Here is a 19440-nt window from a genome sequence, read left to right on the forward strand (position 1 = left end):
CGTCCGACTCAGATAGCGTGAGCAACTGTCACAGGGCTCGCCGGAAAGGCGCTACGTTGCGGCGCACATCGCCCACCGGTCTCCGCCCGCTGCCGATCGGCCGCCCCACCGGGCACATGCCCCGGCGCCCCCGTCGGAGGGGCTGGCGCCGGCTGATTCCCACCTGGCGGCTGACCCTGCTCGGCCTGGTGGCCTCGGTACTGCTCGGGGTCGGCCTGTTCGTGATCGGCATGACCGTGGTCAAGGTCCCGGACGCGCACGCCGCGGCGACCGCGCAGAGCAACACCTGGCTCTACCAGGACGGCACCCTGATCGCCCGCACCGGCCAGACCAACCGCCAGAACGTCGGCCTCGACAAGGTCTCGCCCGCGGCCCAGCACGCCGCCCTGGCCGCCGAGGACCGGAACTTCTACAACGAGGGCGCGGTCAACGTGAAGGGCCTGACCAGGGCCGCGATCAACACCGCCACCGGCAAGACCACCCAGGGCGGCTCGACCATCACCCAGCAGTACGTCAAGAACACCTACCTGACCCAGAAGCAGACCATCAGCCGCAAGGTGAAGGAACTCTTCATCTCGCTCAAGGTGGACGCCACCCAGAGCAAGGACGAGATCCTCGCCGGGTACCTCAACACCGCCTACTACGGCCGGGGCGCGTACGGCATCCAGGCCGCGGCCCAGGCGTACTTCGGCGTCGACGCCACCGAGCTCGACCCGGCCCAGGGCGCCTACCTGGCCACCCTGCTCAACGCGCCGAGCGCGTACGACGTCTCGACCGCGACGGCCAAGGGCAAGCAGGACGCGGTCAACCGCTGGAACTACGTGCTGGACGGCATGGTCCAGGAGAACTGGCTCACCGCCGACCAGCGCGCCGCCGTCACCTTCCCCAAGGTGAACGAACCCAAGAGCTCCCCCGGTCTCTCCGGCCAGGCCGGATACCTGGTCGGCGCGGCGACCGACTACCTGACCTCGCACGGGATCGTCAGCGACGCCGAACTCGCCCAGGGCGGCTACACCATCACGCTGACCGTCGACGCCAAGCGCGAGCAGCAGCTGCAGGACGCGGTCCAGCAGCAGCTCACCGACAACCTCTCCCCCGACCGGCGGAAGAAGGACGCGGACGCCCAGGCCGGTGCCGCCTCGGTGGACCCGAAGACCGGCGCCGTGGTGGCGCTCTACGGCGGTACCGACGCCACCAAGCACTGGGTGAACAACGCCACCCGGCAGGACTACCAGGCCGGTTCCACCTTCAAGGCGATCGCGCTGGCCGCCGCCCTGGACAGTGGCGCCCGCACCCAGGACGGCGTCAGGATCAGCCCGGACACGCTCTACGACGGCACCAGCCGCCGCCCGGTGGTGGGCGGGAGCGGCACTCCGTACGCCCCGCCGAACGAGGGCGGCGTGAGCTACGGCCGGGTCACCCTGCAGCAGGCCACCGACTGGTCGGTGAACTCGGTCTTCGCCCAACTCGCCCAGGACACCGGGCTGGAGAAGGTCCGGCAGACCGCGGTCGCGATGGGCGTGCCCGCCGACACCCCCGGGCTGAGCCCCCACCCCTCCATCCCGCTCGGCACCGCCACACCCAGCGTCCTGGAGATGGCCGGGGTGTACGCCACCCTGGACAACGACGGGCAGCAGATCACCCCGTGGATCGTGAAGTCGCTGCAGCACGAGGGCGAGCAGGTCAAGCTGCCCTCACCCAAGACGACCCAGGCGATCAGCAAGGAGACCGCGCAGGCGGTCACCACCATGCTGCAGGGCGTGGTGAGCGACCCGGGCGGCACCGGCTACCGCGCCCAGGCGCTCGGCCGGCCGGTGGCGGGCAAGACCGGCACCACCGACAACTCCAGGTCGGTCTGGTTCGTCGGCTACACCCCCGAACTGGTCACCTCCGTCGCCCTGTTCGGCCAGGACCCCTCCAGCGGCGCCCAGGTCACCCTGGACGGGGTCGGCGGCGTCTCCGCCGCGGCCGGCGGCAAGTTCCCCACCCAGGTGTGGACCGCCTACATGAAGTCCGCCCTGGCCGGTCAGCCGATCAGCGACTTCGACGGCTCGTCCGCGGACAACCCGCTGCTGTCGGGCCCCTCGGGCGGCTCGGACACCTCGACCGCGCCGTCGGACGGTACCGCCTCGGGAACGGCCACGCCCAAGGCCTCCCCGTCCGCGACCGACTCCTCCCCCTCGGCGGCCCCGACCGGCTCGGGCGACTCGGGCGGTCCGTCCGGCGACTCCTCGCCGACGTCCCGGCCGACCCCCCGGCCCACGCCGTCCCGCACGGCGACGCCCAGGCCCGACCCGACGACCCAGCCGCCCACCGAGCCGACGACCCAGCCGGTTCCGGGCCCGAGCGGACAGCCGAACGGCCAGTCGCAGAACGGCGGGTAGCCCCGTGGCCCTTCCTGGAACGGGCAAGTGACGCCCGGTCCAGGAAGGGCCACGGGGCAGGACCAAAAGGCGAGATGGCGCCTTACATAGATCGACACGAGCTGACAGAATGCCCCGATGCACAGCTCTACGTCCGCCGTCGGCAGTACGGCCAGAAGGCTCGGGCTGCCGCTCGCGCTGGTCTCCGCGCTCTCCTTCGGCGGCTCCGGCACGGCGGCGAAACCGCTGATCGAGGCGGGCCTGTCACCACTGCACGTGGTCTGGCTCCGGGTCACCGGCGCCGCGCTGTTCCTGCTCCCGGTCGCCTGGCGGCACCGGCAGGCCGTCCGCCGGCGCCCCGGCGTACTGCTGGGCTTCGGCCTGCTCGCGGTGACCGGCGTGCAGGCGTGCTACTTCGCCGCGATATCCCGGATCCCGGTCGGGGTGGCCCTGCTGCTCGAGTACCTGGGCCCGCTGCTGCTGCTCGGGTACGTCAAGTACGTCCAGCGCCGGCCGATCACCCGGGCCGCCGCGGTCGGCGCCGGGGTCGCGGTGACCGGCCTGGTCTTCGTGGTCGAGATCTGGAACGGCCTGGCCTTCGACACCCTCGGTGTGGTGTTCGCCCTGGGCGGGGCCTGCTGCCAGGTCGGCTACTTCGTCCTCGCGGAGGCCGGACGCGAGGGTGACCACCCGGTGGACCCGATGGCGGTCAGCGCCTTCGGACTACTGATCGGCGCCATCGCGATGACCGCGTTCACCCGGCCCTGGGACGCCGACTGGAGCGTCCTCGCCGGGCAGGTGACCATGAACGGGTCCAGCCTGCCCGCCCTGGTGCCCGCCGCCTGGATGGTCCTGATCGCGACCGTGCTCGCCTACCTGACCGGGGTCACCTCGGTGCAGTACCTCTCCCCGCAGGTCGCCGCGGTGGTGGCCAACCTGGAGGCCGTGGTCGCGACGGTGTCCGCCTGGGTGCTGCTCGGCGAACGGCTCGGCACCCCGCAACTGGTGGGCGGCCTGCTGGTGCTGGCCGGCGCCTTCACCGCGCAGACCAGCAGACCGGCCGCCGACCCCGAGGCTGACGGGGTCCTCGGCGCCGGTGATCCGGCCCTCGGCCGTACTGCCGAGGGCGATCTCCCGGTGGCCGTCGGCGGCCCCCGGGAGGGCACCGCCGAGGGTCAGTTGCCGCTCCAGCCGAACCAGTCGGCGTGACCGAGCGGCCAGACCACCGCCGACACCGGACCGACCACGTTGGCCACCGGCACGGCACCGCCGCCCGGCCCCTCCTGGTGGTACCGGGAGTCGGATGAATCGCTGCGGTGGTCGCCCTCGACCCAGACGTAGCCGCTGGGCACCGTCACCGGGCCGAAGTCCAGTCCGGCACAGGAGTCGTCCCCGGCGTGGAGGTACGGCTCGACCACCGGCCGGCCGTCCACCCGCAGGGTCGAGCCGCTGCACTGGACGGTCTGCCCGCCAGTCGCGATAACCCGCTTGACCAGGTAGTTGTCACCCTTGGGCGGCAGCAGGCCGACGAAGCTCAGGGCGTCCCCGAGCACACCGGAGGTCAGCCCGGAGTCGGGGGCCTGCCCGGGAGGCAGCCAGCCGCCCGGGTCCTTGAACACCACCGGCTCCCCCGGCTTCGGTTTCCACCCGAAGAGGGACACCGCCTTGTTGACGGCCACCCGGTCGCCGATCCGCAGCGTGTTCTCCATCGACCCCGAGGGGATGGTGAACACCTGGAACAGACAGGTCTTCACGAGCAGCGCCACCAGCAGACCCACCACCACCATCACCGGCAGCTCCACCCACCAGGGCCAGCGCCGGCGCGGCGGGCGCGGCCGGGCGGCCGCCCCGGTCCGAGGGGCCTGGCCGGTGTAACGGTCGTCCTGCGGAGCGGCCGGGGCCGACTGCGATCCAGTGCTCACCGGTCAGACCGCCCGTACGCCGGCTGCGGGCGCCTCGTCGGCACCTGGCAGCACACCGCCGCCGCGGCATCCGGCACGGCCGTGCCCACGACGACGGCCGTCGTCGTGCCCGTGCTGCTGCCCGGTACTCCAGGCCTTGCTCTGCCGCCGTGTGCGTGCCACCGCCGGACCACCTCCAGGGGAGTGGGAAGGACAGCACGCTAACGCCGTCCGGGAAGCGTCGGGAAATCAGGCCTTTAGCCCGCGCTCACGCAACCCGGCCCGGCACTCCCCGCCGGACCGGCCGGGCCGGGCCGGAAGCGGCTCAGGAGCGGTCTCAGGAGCGGTCTCAGGAGCGGGCGATCGCCTCGTGGTGGCGGATGACCTCGGCGATGATGAAGTTGAGGAACTTCTCGGCGAACACCGGGTCCAGGTGGGCGCCCGCCGCCAGCTCGCGCAGCCGGGTGATCTGGTCCCGCTCACGCTCCGGGTCGGCCGGCGGGAGCTTGTGCTCGGCCTTGAGCCGCCCGACCCGCTGGGTCGCCTTGAACCGCTCGGCCAGCATGTGGACCACGGCCGCGTCGATGTTGTCGATGCTCTCCCGCAGACTGGTCAGCTCCGCCCGCACGGCCTCGTCGATCGCTTCGAGGGACGCGGCGGCGGAGTTGGCGGGCCGGGTGGGCTGATCAGTCATCGGGGCGGCTCCGGAGGCTGGCTGCATTGGACGGTGCCCGGGCGGCCCGCGTTCCCGCCGAACCTCCCCGAGCCCTCGCAAATCTAACAGGAGAGCACTGGTCCATTCGTGGTTATTCGGGACTTCCGTCCACCATCCGGACGGGGCGCCGGATCCCGGCGGCCGACCGCCGCGAGGACGCGGCCCGCCGCCTGAGGCCCGTACCGGCCGCGGGCCCGTAGCCTTGGCAGCGCACCGCGCCGCACCATCACCGCACCACGCCGCGGAGCCTGACGAACCGGCAGTTCCCCAGTACAGGAGGTACCTGATCGTGGCAACCATCCGTACCGCAAACACCGCCTGGGAAGGCAACCTGCTCGACGGCAAGGGGCTGGTGACCTTCGCCTCCTCCGGCATCGGCGAGTACCCGGTCTCCTGGGCATCCCGCGCGGAGCAGGCGAACGGCAAGACCAGCCCCGAGGAGCTCATCGCCGCCGCGCACTCCGCCTGCTTCTCGATGGCGCTCTCGCACGGCCTGACCGGTGCCGGCACACCGCCCGCCAAGCTCGACACCCAGGCCGACGTGACCTTCCAGCCCGGTACCGGCATCACCGGCATCCACCTCACCGTCACCGGCCAGGTGCCCGGGCTCGACGAGGCAGGCTTCGTCAAGGCCGCCGAGGAGGCCAAGGCCAACTGCCCGGTCAGCAAGGCCCTGAGCGGCACCACCATCACCCTGACCGCCAAACTGGCGGGCTGACGACCGCTCGCCCGCGGCAGCGCCGCGCGCCCCCGGCCCGCGTCCCACGACGCGCACCGGGGGCGCGTGGCGTGCGGCCGGGTGACCCCGTATCCGAAACCGGTTACGGGCGAGGAATCACCCTGGCGGCGGTCGCCGCCGGATCCGTGCGCAGCCTATGATCAGCGGCAGTGCCCTGTTCTCCGCCGAGCGCCGCAGGCAAGCGTTCTTGAACCGAGTTCCGGGGGCCTCGACAGTGCGGGATGCCGGCCACCGCGGTGCGGAGAGCCGGCCCGAATCAGCGTCAGCAGCGGACGGGAGCATGCCGTGCCGGGCCGGAACGAGGGGGCCGACGCGCACCGCCAGCGGGCGCGGCACGCGGAACCGTGCCACCCCGCCCAGGCCGCCACCGCCGACGGCGGCGAGGCCAGGCACCAGCGGCACGAGGCCCTCCGCCTCCCCACCCGCTCCGACGAGCAGTCGTATCCGTACTGCCCCACCTGCTCGGCCCCGCTGGGCGGCGGTACCAGGGAGCTGCTCGCCGCCCTGCGGGCCAGCGAGTCCCGGTTCCGGGCCGCCTTCGCCGACGCCGGGATCGGCATGGCGCTGATCGACGCCGACGACCGGATCATCGAGGCCAACCCCGCGTTCGCGGCCATGATCGGCCGTGAACTGCCCGACCTCGTCCGCACCCACATCCACGACATCATCGACCCGGAGGAGACCGACCGCCGGCACTACCGGGAGCTGGTCCGCGGGGAACGCGACCGGCTGCGGGTGGAGAAGCGGCTCAAGCACCTCGACGGCCGGACCGTGTGGAGCAATGTGACGATCTCGCTGATCCGCGACGGCTCGGGCCACCCGCTCTACACGCTGGCCATGGTCGAGGACGTCACCGAGCAGCGCCTGCTCGGCGACCGCCTGGCCTACCAGGCCCTGCACGACCCGCTCACCAGGCTCCCCAACCGGACCCTGTTCTTCGAGCGCCTCAACGCCGCCTTCATGCCCGCCCCCGACGGGTCACCGCAGGGCGGCTCCGCGGCCAGGGCCGGCGCCGGGTTCGAGCAGCCGGCCGAGTCCGCCCCGACGGCCGGACCGGCGGCCCTCACCGAGGCCGCCGTGTCCGGGGGCCCGGCAGGGCGGGTGGCCACCGTGACGGTGACCGTACCGGCCGCCGCGACGCCCACGCCCCCGGCCGCACCGGCCGGCGCCCGCCCGGCCCGCCGGGTCGGGCTCTGCTACGTGGACCTGGACGGCTTCGCCGCGATCAACGAGACCCTGGGGCACCACGTGGGCGACCAGCTGCTGGTCGCGGTCGCCGCCCGCCTGGAGCGCGGCTTCTCCCGGGACAAGGAGAGCCTGGTGGCCCGGCTCGGCGGGGACGAGTTCGCCGTACTGGTCGCCGACAGCACCGACAGCGAGCAGCTGACCCGGCTGGCCACCGAGCTGATCGCCGCCCTTGAGCAGCCGTTCGACATCGCGGGGCAGCAGCTGGTGGTCACCGCCAGCGTGGGCGTGGTCGAGCGCCCCGTGCAGGAGACCACGCCCACCGACCTGCTGAAGGACGCCGACGCCACCCTGTACTGGTCCAAGGCGGACGGCCGGGCCCGCTGGACGCTCTACGACCCCGACCGCGGCGCCAACCAGCTCACCCGGCAGCGCCTGGCCACCGCGCTGCGCCCGGCGCTGGAGCGCGGTGAGTTCACCGTGGAGTACCAGCCGCTGGTGGGTCTTGCGGACGGCGCGGTGCACGGCGCGGAGGCGCTGGTCCGCTGGCGCCATCCGCGGTACGGGACCCTCTCGCCGGACCGTTTCATCCCGCTGGCCGAGGAGTCCGGCGCGATCGTGCCGCTGGGCAAGTGGGTGCTGGAGGAGTCCTGCCGGCAGGCCAGGCAGTGGCAGGCGGAGTTCCCGGACACCGAGACCTTCGTGAGCGTCAATCTGGCGGCCCGCCAGATCTGGGACTCCGACGTGGTCGCCGATGTCGCCCAGGTGCTGGAGCGCACCGGGCTGCCGCCCCGGCTGCTGCAGCTGGAGATCACCGAGAGCGCCGTGCTCGGCCCCGGCGGCCGCCCGGTGCAGGCGCTCCAGGCGCTGGCCGACATGGGCGTGCGGATCGCCATCGACGACTTCGGTACGGGCTACTCCAACCTCGCCTACCTCTCCCGGCTCCCGGTCCACGTGCTGAAGCTGGACGGCAGCTTCATCGAGGGCTTCCGCGACCCGGCCCCGGGCGGGCGCCCGGACAACCGGTTCCGGCGGGCCGACGCCGACGAGCAGATCGTCGGCGCGATGGTCCAGCTCGCCCATGCCCTCGGACTGACCGTGACCGCCGAGGGCATCGAGAACGCCTCCCAGGCCGAACGGCTCCGCCTCACCGGGTGCGACACCGCCCAGGGGTGGTACTTCGCCAAGCCCGGGGAGGCGGAGCGGGTCGCCGCCATGCTCCGTGCCAAGCGGGCGAGTTAGCGGCGGGCCCGGTCAGCCGAGGCCGTACGCCTCGGCTATCAGGCCGTACGAGCGGATCCGGGCCTCGTGGCCGTGGATGTGCGAGGTGACCATGAGTTCGTCCGCGCCGGTCCGCTTGCGCAGCGCCTCCAGGCCGTCGGCCACCTCACCGGGAGCGCCCAGCACGACGTTGCCGAGCCAGCTGTCGAGGAAGTCCGCCTCGACCTCGCTGTACGGGTAGGCCGCCGCCTGCTCGGGGGTCGGGATCAGCCCGGGGGTGCCGCGGCGCAGCCGCAGCATGGCCAGCGCTCCCGACATCGCCAGTCGCCGGGCGTCGGCCGCGGTGTCGGCGGCGACCGCACCGACGCCGATCAGCGCGTAGGGCTCGTCCAGTACGGCGGAGGGGCGGAAGCTGGCGCGGTAGAGGTCCAGCGCGGGAACCGTGTTGGCGGCGCTGAAGTGGTGGGCGAAGGCGAAGGGCAGGCCGAGCCGGCCGGCCAGCTGGGCGCTGAAGCCGGACGAGCCCAGCAGCCAGATCGGCGGACGGCTCTCGCTCCTGGGCACCGCGGTCAGCCGCGCGTAGGGGTGGCCGTCCGGGAAGTCGCCGTCCAGGAAGTGCGTCAGCTCGGACAGCCGGCGGGGGAATTCGTCGGCGTCCTCGGCGATGCCGCGGCGCAGTGCCGCGGCCGTGGCCGGGTCGGTGCCGGGGGCGCGGCCGAGACCGAGGTCGATCCGGCCCGGGTGCAGGGCCTCCAGCAGGCCGAACTGCTCGGCGATGGTGAGCGGGGCGTGGTTGGGGAGCATGACACCGCCCGAGCCGAGCCGCAGCGTACGGGTGTGGGCGCCCAGGTGGGAGAGCAGCACGGCCGGCGTCGAGCTGGCGACTCCCGGCATGCCGTGGTGCTCGGCCACCCAGAAGCGGTGGTAGCCCCAGCTCTCGGCGCTGCGGGCGAGTTCGGTGGTGGCCGCCAGCGCCTCGCCGGGCGTGTAGCCCTCCCCGACCGTCGCCAGATCGAGGATGGAGAGCGGCGCGGGGGCGGTGCCCCGGACCACGCCGCGGATCGGGTCGGGGAGCGCCGGTCCGTCGGCCCGTGCCGCGCCGGTGCCCTGCTCGTCCTCGGTGGTCATGCCTCGCTCCTCCTGCTCGACCTGATCGGTTGCGGGAGTCCGATCCCGCCTGGGGGTCAACCCACGGGCACAGCGGCCTGTTCCCCGGGTCGGTGCCGGGCACGGGAGCGGCCCGGCTCCGGCCGTACGGTGTGAGCGGCGGGGCGGACCGCATGAGCATGGCGACTCTTCGCCAACGCCGGAAGTCGCCAGGAGAACGGGTCGCGCGGGCGGCCCGGCTTCGGGCAACCTTACTGATCAGTGAGAGCCGTTCACACGGTCCTCACCCATCGGCAAGGCAGGCGGGCTGAACCAGTTCCGACTGACCCCGACGAGCCCCCGGAGCGGCACCCCGCTCCGGGGGCTCTCCCAATTCCCGGGCGCGAACGCCCAGGCCCCCCCGCACCTGTGATCCCGCCCACGGCGGGGGTGCTTCATGGCATGAAATGTCGAAGCGCTAGCGTTGTTCCCCGAGCCACCTGTTCCTCCGGGCCGGCTGGAGGGAGAACGACCTTGGGTGCCATAGCGCTGATCGGCCCTGCGTGGATATGCGTCCTGGCGCTCTTCGCCGTTCTCGGTGACGCACTGCTCCCCTTCCTGCCGAGCGGAACGCTGGTGGTCCTGGCGGTGCTCAGGACCTCGCAGGTCGCTGGGGCCCCGGTGTTCCTGGCGCTCGGTGTGGCGCTCGCCTCCTTCCTCGGCGATCTCCTGCTGCTGTCGCTGGCCCGCCGGGGTGCGTCGCTGGTGGACCGGCGGCTGGCGGGCAAGCCGCAGCTGGCGGCCAGCGTCGAGCACGTCCAGCAGAGCCTGTCGGGCCGGAGCCCCGGGGCCACCGCGGCGATGGTGGTCGTCGCCCGTTTCGTACCGGCCGGGCGCACGGTCCTCGATCTCGCCGTGGGGTACTCCCCCGACCAGTCCCGCAGCTTCCTGCGCTGGTCGGCGCTGGCCGCGGTGGTCTGGGCCGGGTACATCGTCACGCTGGGCTGGCTCAACAGCCACTGGTTCGACACGGCGTGGCTCAGCCTGGCCGTCTCCTGCTGTGCGGCGACCGCGATCAGCACCGCCGTCGCCCGGGTGATCCGCCGCCGGCGCCGCCGGCCGGCCCTCTGACGCCGGCCTTCCGACTCGCCGTCAGCCCTTCCTTCGCACCCGTCCCACCAGCCCCCACCTGCACGGATGTCCGCGCCGACGGACGGGTGAAGTGTCTCAGGACTGCAACAGTGACCGGCGGACCGCATCCACGCGATGGCTCGCCGCGTAATGGCCAATAGTGGGTAGGGCCCCTTGGTCGGTGGTCTGGACCCATGACATCCTGAAGAGGAAATAGTCAGCATTGTCCGTTTTCTCCTGGACGTCCGGATGCCCCGCCGGGGCCTCCGGACTTTTTCCGGGCTCGGACGCCAACCGGCAGGGGAGACCATGACCACCATCTCGCGCAGGGCCGTGCTGAGCGCCGCGGCCGCCACCGCGGCAGTGGGAGCCGTGACGGCCTGTTCGAGTGGCAGCAGCGCCGGTTCGGACGCGAAGGGCCAGGGCGACGGCGGAAACGGTGGGCGTACGCCCGGCTCGTCCGGCTCGCCCGCGGCCAAGGGCACCCCGATCGGGGACGGTTCGACCTCCGACACCGGGCCCCAGCCCAACCAGCCGAAGCCGCAGAAGCTCGCGCCGGGCGAGCGCCCGCCGCAGTTCGTGGTGTTCTCCTGGGACGGGGCCGGCGGCACCGACGACGGCCAGTTCCCCCGGTTCCTCAAGCTGGCCGAGGAGTACAAGGCCACCATGACCTTCTTCCTCTCCGGTATCTACGCGCTGCCGAAGAGCAAGGCCGACCTCTACCACCCGCCGAAGCACTCGGTCGGGGCCTCGGACATCCCGTACCTGTCGGACGGGGCGGTGAAGAGCACCCTGAAGCTGATCAGCCAGGCGTGGCTGGCCGGGCACGAGATCGGCACGCACTTCAACGGGCACTTCTGCTCGACCCGTTCGGACGGCAACGGGGTCAACAAGTGGAGCCCCGAGGACTGGGAGAGCGAGATCGAGCAGGCCGTCTCGTTCGTCACCCAGTGGCGCACCAACACCGGCTTCACCGACGTCGACCCGCTGCCCTTCGACTACCGGAAGGAGCTGATCGGCGGCCGCACCCCGTGCCTCGAGGGCCAGCAGGCGCTGCTGCCGACCGCCGCCAAGCTGGGCTGGAAGTACGACGCCAGTTCGCCCGGCGGCCAGCAGATCTGGCCGCAGAAGGTCCAGGACGGGAAGATATGGGACTTCCCCCTGCAGGGCATACCCTTCCCCGGGCACAGCTTCCAGGTGCTGTCGATGGACTACAACATCCTGGCCAACCAGTCCAGCGGCAGCACCAAGGGCGACCCGGGGAAGTACGACGAGTGGCGCACCCAGGCCAAGGAGGCGTACCTGGCCGGCTTCGACCGGGCGTACACCACCAACCGGGCGCCGTTCTTCGTCGGCAACCACTTCGAGCAGTGGAACGGCGGCATCTACATGGACGCCGTCGAGGAGACCCTCAAGGCGATCGCGGGCAAGCCGGATGTCCGGCTGGTCTCCTTCCGCCAGCTGGTGGAGTGGCTGGAGGTCCAGGACCAGTCCACCCTGCGGAAGCTGCGGACGCTGGGCGTCGGCAAGGAGCCGGCGGGCGGCTGGGAGAGCTTCCTGGGCTCGGCCGGGTGATCGCCGCGGGCTGAGGCGGCGGGGCCGGGGCGCGGCGGGTGACCCGTCGGCGGGCCCGCCGCGCCCCGGTCCGCGGGTCAGCGGCGCACCGGCTCCCCGGCCAGCAGCCGGCCGGCCACGACCGCCGCGCCCTGGCGGCCCATCAGGATCGTGTAGTGGTTGGTCCCGGGAACCGGTGACTGGACCACCCTGGCCGGGTCGAGTGCCGCGTTCTTGAGCCTGACCGGGTCGTACAGGCCCTGGAGCTCGTCCTGCAGTCCGCGCTCCGCCCAGAGCAGTTCGGCGGGGCAGGGGAGCCTGTGGATCGCGCCGGTCACGTCGGCGTCGAGCAGGACCTGCCGGCCGTCCTCCCGGATGGCCTCCGGGACGCACGAGGAGCGCAGTTCCCCTCCGGTGCCGGTCAGGTCCCGGAGGGCGTAGGCGTCGTAGTCCGCGATCCACTCACCGGCGAAGGCCGGCAGTCCGCGCCAGAACGCCAGGTAGGCCTCCTGGTCCGGGAAGGTCATCGACAGGCGGGCGAGCGCCGGTCCGAGCACGGCGGCCAGCACGTCGTCCGCGTCCACGCCGGCGGGCAGCGGGAAGCTGACCGCACCGTCCACCAGCAGCAGCCGCTCGACCAGCGCCGGGTGCCGGACGGCGGTCAGCGCGGCCACGTACGCCCCCATGGAGTGACCCGCCAGCCTGACCCGGCCCAGGTCCAGGGCGCGGATCAGCTCGGCCAGGTCGTCGGCGTGCCGGCCGATGCCGTACGGCCCCAGGACACCGCGGCTGGCGCCCCGGCCGCGCAGGTCGGGGGCGATCAGGGTGGCCCGGCCCGCGATTCGGCGGGCCACCTGGCTCCAGGCCAGGGCGTTGGCGGTGATCCCGTGCACCGCCACCACGGTCGGTGCGTCGGGGACGGTGGCCGGCCAGCGGAGCACCGCCAGGTCTCCGCCTGGAACGGCCACGGACAGTTCTTCGCACTCGGGGGGCTCGGGGCTCACGTGGCGCCACCTTCCGGGAGTCGGGCGGTCTGGGGCCTGGGTACCGCGGTACCGGCTGCCGGAACGGTAGGCGGGGCCGGTCTACCGCAGTATGTGGCAGGACACCGCTTCGGCGGAGGGCGCTGTGTGCCCGCCGGCCATACCCCTGGGTGTGCGCGGAGCGCCGAGGTCGCCCCCGGCCCGTCAAGGTGGCCGCCGGTCACGCGCCGGACGGACCGCGCGCCGGCAGCGGCCAAATGGACCGCGCCCCCGCGCTCCCGGCCACCACTGTTCGTATCACCGTTGGATCCGAATACCCGCCAATAGCACTGATCAGCCGCCGAGTGCACCGATTCCGCCAGATCTTCACCCCCCGAGCAAGGTCGCCGACAGGATCGGTTGCGATCTTCCGTGGTGCTGAGGAGAGTTGACGAATAGTCAGAGAAATCCGCCGAACCCATCGCCCGACCGCGGCGACCGGCCGATTCGCCACGACATCCGAGTCGGAGCCGGGTACCGGGAATCCACGCCTCCGGCGAGCGCGGCACGCTCGCTCGGAGCCGAAGCGGTGACGGCCGGGAGACCGCCGCCGCTTCGACGGCTCGTCAGCCGTGCTTCGCCCCGGAGACCACAGCTGGGGGCGGCGAGTCCGGGGGGATCCGCCGGCACCGGGTTCAGGGGGCAGCAACAGGGCCGCGGCAGCGCGGCCCTCGGGGGGAGTCACCGCCATGCCGACAACCGAGGCACACCCGCAACCTCACATACCGGAGCACACCCGGACCCACCCGTCCCACCGGCGGCGCCAGGAACACCCGGGCGCACTCGGCCGCATCGAACCTCCTTATGACTACGAGCACTTCAGCCGGCTCGCCGGACCGCTGACCGAGCCGGGCACCGGTACGCCGTACCGGGTCCGGTACCGCAGCCTGCTGCGCGAGGAGCCGCACCGCATCCGCGCCGCACTGCTGCTGATCGCCGCTCCCGTGGTCGAGGCGGTGCTGCTGGTCTGGCTGCTGCTGCCCGGGCACTGGCCGGTACGGCCGGGCGAGACCCACCTGTGGCTGCTCGTCGCCGACAAGGCGATGATCACGATCATCGCGGTGATCGAGGCCTTCCGGCTGGTCAACGTGGTCTCCAACGCACACGCCACCCTGGTCGCCCGCGATCCGGTCCCGGTGACGCCCGAGGCCGGCACCAGGGTCGCGTTCCTCACCACCTGCGTGCCGGGCAAGGAACCGCCGGAGATGGTCCGGGCCACCCTGACCGCCGCGCTCGACGTCCGGCACGACGGGCCGTACGACGTCTGGCTGCTGGACGAGGGGGACGACCCGGCCATGCGGCGGCTCTGCGCCGAGCTGGGCGTACACCACTTCAGCCGCCACGGCATCGGGCGGTGGAACCGGCCCAAGGGGCGGTTCCGCGAACGCACCAAGCACGGCAACTACAACAGCTGGCTCGACGCCCACGGCGAGGACTACGACTACTGGGTCTCGGTGGACACCGACCACGTCCCGCTGCCCGACTTCTGCGAGCGGATGCTCGGCTACTTCCGCGACCCGGACGTCGCGTTCGTGGTCGGCCCGCAGGTGTACGGGAACTACGGCACCTCGCCGTCGGCCGTCACCAGGTTCTCCGAGAGCCAGCAGTTCCTCTTCCACGCGCTGATCCAGCGAGCGGGGAACCGCTACGGCACACCGATGTTCGTCGGCACCAACAACGCCGTGCGGATCAGGGCGCTGCTGTCCGTCGGCGGGCTCCACGACTCGATCACCGAGGACATGGCGACCGGCCTGGAGCTCCACCGCCGCCGCAACCCCGACACCGGCGCGAGGTGGAAGTCGGTCTACACCCCGGACGTGCTGGCCGTCGGCGAAGGACCGTCCTCCTGGACGGACTTCTTCTCGCAGCAGCTGCGCTGGAGCCGCGGCACCTACGAGACCATCCTCACCCAGTACTGGCGGGCCGCCTGGCGGCTGTCGCCCGGCCGGCTGCTCAACTACACGCTGATGGTGTGCTTCTACCCGATGGCGGCGCTCACCTGGCTGCTCGGCGGGGTCTCCAGCGTGCTCTACCTCGGCTTCGGGGCCTCCGGCGTGCACGTCTCCTCCGAGATCTGGATGATGCTCTACAGCGACGCCGCCGCCCTCCAGGTGCTGCTCTACACCTGGAACCGCAAGCACAACGTCAGCCCGCACGAGCCGGCCGGCTCCTCCGGAGTCGCCGGAATGGTGATGTCCGCGCTCTGCGGCCCCGTCTACGCGGCCGCGCTGCTCCAGGCGGCGCTGCGCCGCAGAAGCCGCTTCGTGGTGACCCCGAAGGGCGACTCCGCCAGCCCCGACCGGCTCGCCGCCTTCCGCCTCCACCTGTTCTGGGTGCTGGTCTTCGGCGGCTCGGTGGCCGCCTCCTTCGTCACCGGCCACGACCACGTCGCCATGCGCGCCTGGGCCTGCATCGCGCTGTTCTTCAGCCTGCTGCCGATGCTCATCCTGGCCTTCGACCGGCTGCGCCGGCGCCGCGCCCACGCCTGATCCGGCGCCCCGAGCGCCGTCCACACCACCCGCACCGGCTCCACTGGGGGGACCAGCCATGAAGATCCGCCACACCGGCGGCCGGACCAAGCGCTACGCGCTGGGCAGCACCGTCGCACTCGTCGTCGCCGGTATGAACGCGCCGGCCGTCCTCGGCTTCGCCGGGGACCAGTACCACCACTACGTCATCAACCGGCCCGGCTACAAGGCCGAGTACGGCCACTGGCAGACCCTCGAACTGCCGACGCGGTTCCGGGTCAACGCGGTCCACGCCACCCTGCTGCGCACCGGGAAGATCCTGATCGTCGCGGGCTCCGGCAACGACCAGCAGGCCTTCGACGCCGGCACCTTCAAGACCCTGCTCTGGGACCCGGTGAAGAGCACCTACAAGCTGATACCCACCCCCGTGGACATGTTCTGCGGCGGACACACCTCGCTCCCCGACGGCAAGGTCCTGGTGGCCGGCGGCACCCTGCGCTACGAGAAGCTGGACGGCGCGGTCAACAAGGCCGCGGGCACCATGCGGGTCCGCAACGAGAACCCGGACGCCCCCCGCACCTTCGCCAAGGGCACCGTCTTCACCGGCCCGGACGGCCGTGAGTACGCCTCCACCGCCCCGGTCACCGTCCCCGCCGCCGCCAAGACGGTCACCAGGGCCGCCGACGGACGGACCAGCGTGAGCGTCACCGCCGGGGAGCGGCAGGTCTTCGTCGAGGCGGTCGCCGAGGGCGCCTCCTACGTCGACCGGAACCCGGCCCAGTACCGGATCAAGGGCCTCACCGGCGCCGACGCCCGCAACCTCTACGGCATGGGCGGCGCGATGACCCTGGACAAGCAGGACTTCCAGGGCATCCGCAGCGCCTACGAGTTCAACCCGGACACCGAACTCTACGAGCAGGTACCGGACATGGCCCACGCACGCTGGTACCCGACCCTCACCGGGCTCGGCGACGGCAAGGTGGTCACGGTCTCCGGCCTGGACGAGACCGGCCAGATCCTCAGCGGCAACGACAACGAGCTGTTCGACCCGGCGACCAGGACCTGGTCCAAGGCGCCCGACCGGTATTTCCCGACCTACCCCTCGCTCTTCCTGACCGCCTCCGGCAAGCTCTTCTACTCCGGCTCCAACGCCGGCTACGGCCCGGCCGACAAGGGCCGCACCCCCGGCCTGTGGGACCTGGGGAACAACAGCTTCCAGACCGTCGACGGCCTGCGCGACCCGGACCTGCTGGAGACCTCGTCCTCGGTGCTGCTGCCGCCCGCGCAGTCGCAGAAGGTGATGGTGCTCGGCGGCGGCGGGGTCGGCGAGTCCCCGGCCTCGACCGCCCGGACCGGTATCGCCGACCTGAGCGCGCCCGAGCCGCACTTCGTCCCGGGCCCCGACCTGCCCGCCGGCGGCACCCGGTACCTCAACAGCGTGATCCTGCCCGACGACACCGTGTTCACCACCGGCGGCTCCGGCGACTACCGGGGCAAGCACCGCAGCGACCTGCTGAAGGCGCAGACGTACCACCCGGACAGCAACTCCTTCACCACCGCCGCCGCGCCCGCCGTCGGCCGGGACTACCACTCCGAGGCCCTGCTGCTCCCCGACGGCCGGGTGGTGGTGCTCGGCTCCAACCCGCTCTTCGCCGACAAGGCCGACACCCAGCCGGCCGCCTTCGAGCAGCGGATCGAGATCTACTCCCCGGCGTACCTGTACCACGGCGACCGGCCCGAGATCGCCGCCGCCCCCGGCAGGGCGAGCCTAGGCAGCGAGATCACCGTGGCCACCCCGGACCCTGACCGGATCGCCACCGCCAAGCTGATCCGGCCGAGTTCGGTCACCCACGCCACCGACGTCGAACAGCGCTCGGTCGCCCTGGACATCACCGCACGCGGTGCCACCGGCATAACCCTCTCGCTGCCGCGCAACGCCGACCTGCTGCCGCCGGGCTGGTACATGCTCTTCGCCACCGACCGCAAGGGGACGCCCTCGGTGGCGCGCTGGATCCAGATCACGCCCTGACCCTCGACGGCGGCCGGGCCGGGGGCGGGGAGCCGCCTCCGGCCTCCCCCGGTCAGCCGTGGGCCAGCCCAAGGGCGTACGAGAGCCAGAACTCGCCCGCCTTGGGCTCGCCCCGGCCGCAGTCGCCGTCGGACTCGCCCGGGTTCTTGATCCAGAGATAGGCGTCCACGCCCGGCCGCCCGGTCTCGGTGGTCGGTGCCTCACCCAGCGCCCGCCCGGCCGGATTGCACCAGTCGCGGTCCCCGAGCGGGCCGTTGCCGTTGCGGCTGGTGTCGATCACGTAGTGCTTGCCGCCGAGCAGCGCGGACAGCCTGTCCCCGTACGCCGAACTCTGCTCGGTGGTGTAGAAGTTGGAGACGTTGACGGAGAACCCGTCGGCCTCGGCGATCCCGGCGCGGCGCAGCGCGTCGGCGAGCCGGTCCTGGTCCTTGAGCCAGCCCGCGTTGCCCGCGTCCAGATAGACCCTGACCTTGGGCTGCTTCTTCAACTCCGTTACCGCGTAGGCCAGTAGGTCGTAGCGCTCGCCGGCCGCCACCGGCGTCAGGCAGCCGTCCAGGGTGTGCGCGACGGCGTCCGGCTCCAGGACCACCCAGGCGGCGCGGTCGGCCAGACCGGCGGCGAGCCGGTCGGTCCAGTCCCGGTAGGCGGCCGCGTCGACGGCGCCGCCGGCCGAGAACCGGCCGCAGTCGCGGTGCGGTATGTCATACGCGACGATCAGCGCCGTACGCCCCGCCGCGGCGGCCTTGATGGTCAGGTCCTCGGCCTCGGCCCGGGCGTCCTCACCGCCGAGCCAGAGCGCGGACGGCTGGTCGGCGATCCTGGTCAGGCTCCTGGCGTCCGGCCCCTTGGTCTTCGCCAACTCCCTTGCGGCGGAGGTCTGGTCGGAGACGTAGAAGACCTGCCCGGGCCGCTGCCCGAGCGGCCCGGCCGATCCGGCCGGCCCCGGCCGGGCGCCCCCCTGCGCCGCCGCGCCGCACCCGGCCACCACACCCGCGGACAAGGCCGCCAGTACGGTCGTCGCCGCCACTCGCCACCCCAGGCGCCCCACGGCCACCCCTCCCCATCCGCACGGTCGGCACCAGCTTCGCACAGCCGGTGCCGACCGGGGCTACAACGCCAACAAGTGGGCGCCGAAGGGAGGTTGGGGAAATGAGCGGAGAGCGTCAGGCGGACGCGAGGTCCGGCACCCGCCAGTCGATCGGCTCCGAACCGAAGCCCGCCAGCGCCTCGTTGATCTGCGAGAACGGGCGACTGCCGAAGAACAGCTTGGCCGACAGCGGCGACGGGTGCGCCCCCTGCACCACCACGTGCCGCGAGGTGTCGATCAGCGGCAGCTTCTTCTTGGCGTAGTTGCCCCACAGTACGAAGACGCAGGGCTCCTCGCGGTCGCTGACCGCCTTGATCACCGCGTCGGTGAACTTCTCCCAGCCCTTGCCCTTGTGCGAGTTGGCCTCGTGGGCACGGACCGTCAGCACCGCGTTGAGCAGCAGCACGCCCTGCTCGGCCCAGTGCATCAGATAGCCGTTGTCCGGCGCCGGGACACCGAGGTCGGCGTTCAGCTCCTTGAAGATGTTCCGCAGCGACGGCGGGGTCTTGGTGCCCGGCAGCACCGAGAAGCTCATGCCGTGCGCCTGGCCGTCGTCGTGGTACGGGTCCTGACCGAGCACCAGCACCCGGACGTCCTGGTAGGGCGTGGCCTGAAGCGCCGAGAACTCCTGGCCGCTCGGCGGGAAGACCTGGTGCTCGGCCCGCTGCTGCGCCACGAACTTCGCCAGCTCCGCGAAGTACGGCTTCTCCAGCTCCCCCGCCAGCGCCTCGCGCCAGGACTCCGGCACCTCGAACTCCGCGCCCACGGCCACCTCAGCCAGCTCCGTCACGACTCAACCTCCCACCGGGCCGCGCCCGGACCGCATGTCCACTTGCACCGAGAACGCTACACAGACCCACCGACAACGCCCGTCCCCGGCGGAAAGCCGCCGGGGACGGGCACGGACAGCCGGCCCTCCGGGCCCCGCCCTGCCTCCGG

The 19440-nt window shown here is 72.4% G+C and carries 14 protein-coding genes; 8 read left to right on the forward strand and 6 right to left on the reverse strand.

Annotated elements, in window-relative coordinates:
* The first annotated feature begins 56 nt into the window (after positions 1-56).
* A complete protein-coding gene (locus tag ACSMTC_RS13285) occupies positions 57-2384 on the forward strand; it encodes a transglycosylase domain-containing protein (RefSeq protein WP_436559888.1) in 2328 nt (775 codons plus the stop codon).
* A 117-nt stretch (positions 2385-2501) separates the two neighbouring features.
* On the forward strand, positions 2502-3572 hold the full coding sequence (locus tag ACSMTC_RS13290) for an EamA family transporter (protein WP_436559889.1): 1071 nt from the start codon (positions 2502-2504) through the stop codon (positions 3570-3572).
* Here the strand turns inward: ACSMTC_RS13290 and lepB are convergent.
* Both lepB and ACSMTC_RS13300 read right to left on the reverse strand, forming a co-directional pair.
* A complete protein-coding gene (gene lepB, locus ACSMTC_RS13295) occupies positions 3539-4285 on the reverse strand; it encodes a signal peptidase I (protein ID WP_436559890.1) in 747 nt (248 codons plus the stop codon). The two genes, ACSMTC_RS13290 and lepB, sit on opposite strands and share 34 nt — an antisense overlap.
* A 328-nt stretch (positions 4286-4613) precedes the next feature.
* Positions 4614-4958, reverse strand: coding sequence for a chorismate mutase (locus ACSMTC_RS13300; protein WP_436559891.1), 345 nt, complete (start codon positions 4956-4958; stop codon positions 4614-4616).
* A 310-nt stretch (positions 4959-5268) separates the two neighbouring features.
* On the opposite strand from ACSMTC_RS13300, the gene ACSMTC_RS13305 reads away from it, so the two are divergent.
* Together ACSMTC_RS13305 and ACSMTC_RS13310 are read left to right on the forward strand one after the other, a co-directional pair.
* Positions 5269-5697 (forward strand): OsmC family protein, encoded by a 429-nt coding sequence (locus ACSMTC_RS13305; RefSeq protein WP_436559892.1) that lies wholly within the window; start codon positions 5269-5271, stop codon positions 5695-5697.
* Positions 5698-6003: 306 nt separating this feature from the next.
* Positions 6004-8145 carry a putative bifunctional diguanylate cyclase/phosphodiesterase gene (locus ACSMTC_RS13310; RefSeq protein WP_436559893.1) on the forward strand — a complete coding sequence of 714 codons (2142 nt, stop codon included), beginning with the start codon at positions 6004-6006 and terminating at the stop codon, positions 8143-8145.
* Positions 8146-8157: 12 nt separating this feature from the next.
* Here the strand turns inward: ACSMTC_RS13310 and ACSMTC_RS13315 are convergent, their stop codons facing one another.
* Positions 8158-9252 carry an LLM class flavin-dependent oxidoreductase gene (locus tag ACSMTC_RS13315; protein WP_436559894.1) on the reverse strand — a complete coding sequence of 365 codons (1095 nt, stop codon included), beginning with the start codon at positions 9250-9252 and terminating at the stop codon, positions 8158-8160.
* A 492-nt stretch (positions 9253-9744) separates the two neighbouring features.
* On the opposite strand from ACSMTC_RS13315, the gene ACSMTC_RS13320 reads away from it, so the two are divergent.
* Positions 9745-10341 carry a DedA family protein gene (locus ACSMTC_RS13320; protein WP_436559895.1) on the forward strand — a complete coding sequence of 199 codons (597 nt, stop codon included), beginning with the start codon at positions 9745-9747 and terminating at the stop codon, positions 10339-10341.
* A gap of 309 nt (positions 10342-10650) precedes the next feature.
* Complete coding sequence (locus tag ACSMTC_RS13325) at positions 10651-11916, forward strand: polysaccharide deacetylase family protein (RefSeq protein WP_436559896.1); 1266 nt, start codon at positions 10651-10653, stop codon at positions 11914-11916.
* Positions 11917-11993: 77 nt separating this feature from the next.
* On the opposite strand, the gene ACSMTC_RS13330 is transcribed toward ACSMTC_RS13325, so the two are convergent.
* Positions 11994-12899, reverse strand: a complete 906-nt coding sequence (locus tag ACSMTC_RS13330; RefSeq protein WP_436559897.1) for an alpha/beta fold hydrolase — start codon at positions 12897-12899, stop codon at positions 11994-11996.
* Positions 12900-13606: 707 nt separating this feature from the next.
* Between ACSMTC_RS13330 and ACSMTC_RS13335 the strand changes: the two genes are divergently transcribed.
* Positions 13607-15406 carry a glycosyltransferase family 2 protein gene (locus tag ACSMTC_RS13335; protein ID WP_436559898.1) on the forward strand — a complete coding sequence of 600 codons (1800 nt, stop codon included), beginning with the start codon at positions 13607-13609 and terminating at the stop codon, positions 15404-15406.
* A gap of 58 nt (positions 15407-15464) precedes the next feature.
* A complete protein-coding gene (gene glxA, locus ACSMTC_RS13340; protein WP_436559899.1) occupies positions 15465-17414 on the forward strand; it encodes a radical copper oxidase GlxA in 1950 nt (649 codons plus the stop codon).
* 52 nt (positions 17415-17466) lie between these two features.
* Here glxA and ACSMTC_RS13345 read toward each other — a convergent pair whose 3' ends face one another.
* Both ACSMTC_RS13345 and ACSMTC_RS13350 read right to left on the reverse strand, forming a co-directional pair.
* Complete coding sequence (locus ACSMTC_RS13345) at positions 17467-18441, reverse strand: glycoside hydrolase family 6 protein (RefSeq protein WP_436559900.1); 975 nt, start codon at positions 18439-18441, stop codon at positions 17467-17469.
* A 136-nt stretch (positions 18442-18577) separates the two neighbouring features.
* Entirely contained in the window at positions 18578-19291 is a 714-nt protein-coding gene (locus ACSMTC_RS13350; RefSeq protein ID WP_436559901.1) for a uracil-DNA glycosylase, read from the reverse strand.
* Positions 19292-19440: the final 149 nt, after the last annotated feature.

The organism is Kitasatospora sp. HPM-01-4 (assembly GCF_051374625.1).
In the GTDB taxonomy this organism is placed as follows: domain Bacteria; phylum Actinomycetota; class Actinomycetes; order Streptomycetales; family Streptomycetaceae; genus Kitasatospora.

What these genes read in the sequence shown, in the direction of transcription:
- ACSMTC_RS13290 (WP_436559889.1), top strand. Translation starts at nt 2,502, where the DNA reads ATGCACAGCTCTACGTCCGCCGTCGGCAGTACGGCCAGAAGGCTCGGG.
- ACSMTC_RS13300 (WP_436559891.1), bottom strand. Translation starts at nt 4,958, where the DNA reads ATGACTGATCAGCCCACCCGGCCCGCCAACTCCGCCGCCGCGTCCCTC.
- ACSMTC_RS13315 (WP_436559894.1), bottom strand. Translation starts at nt 9,252, where the DNA reads ATGACCACCGAGGACGAGCAGGGCACCGGCGCGGCACGGGCCGACGGA.
- ACSMTC_RS13325 (WP_436559896.1), top strand. Translation starts at nt 10,651, where the DNA reads ATGACCACCATCTCGCGCAGGGCCGTGCTGAGCGCCGCGGCCGCCACC.
- ACSMTC_RS13335 (WP_436559898.1), top strand. Translation starts at nt 13,607, where the DNA reads ATGCCGACAACCGAGGCACACCCGCAACCTCACATACCGGAGCACACC.
- glxA (WP_436559899.1), top strand. Translation starts at nt 15,465, where the DNA reads ATGAAGATCCGCCACACCGGCGGCCGGACCAAGCGCTACGCGCTGGGC.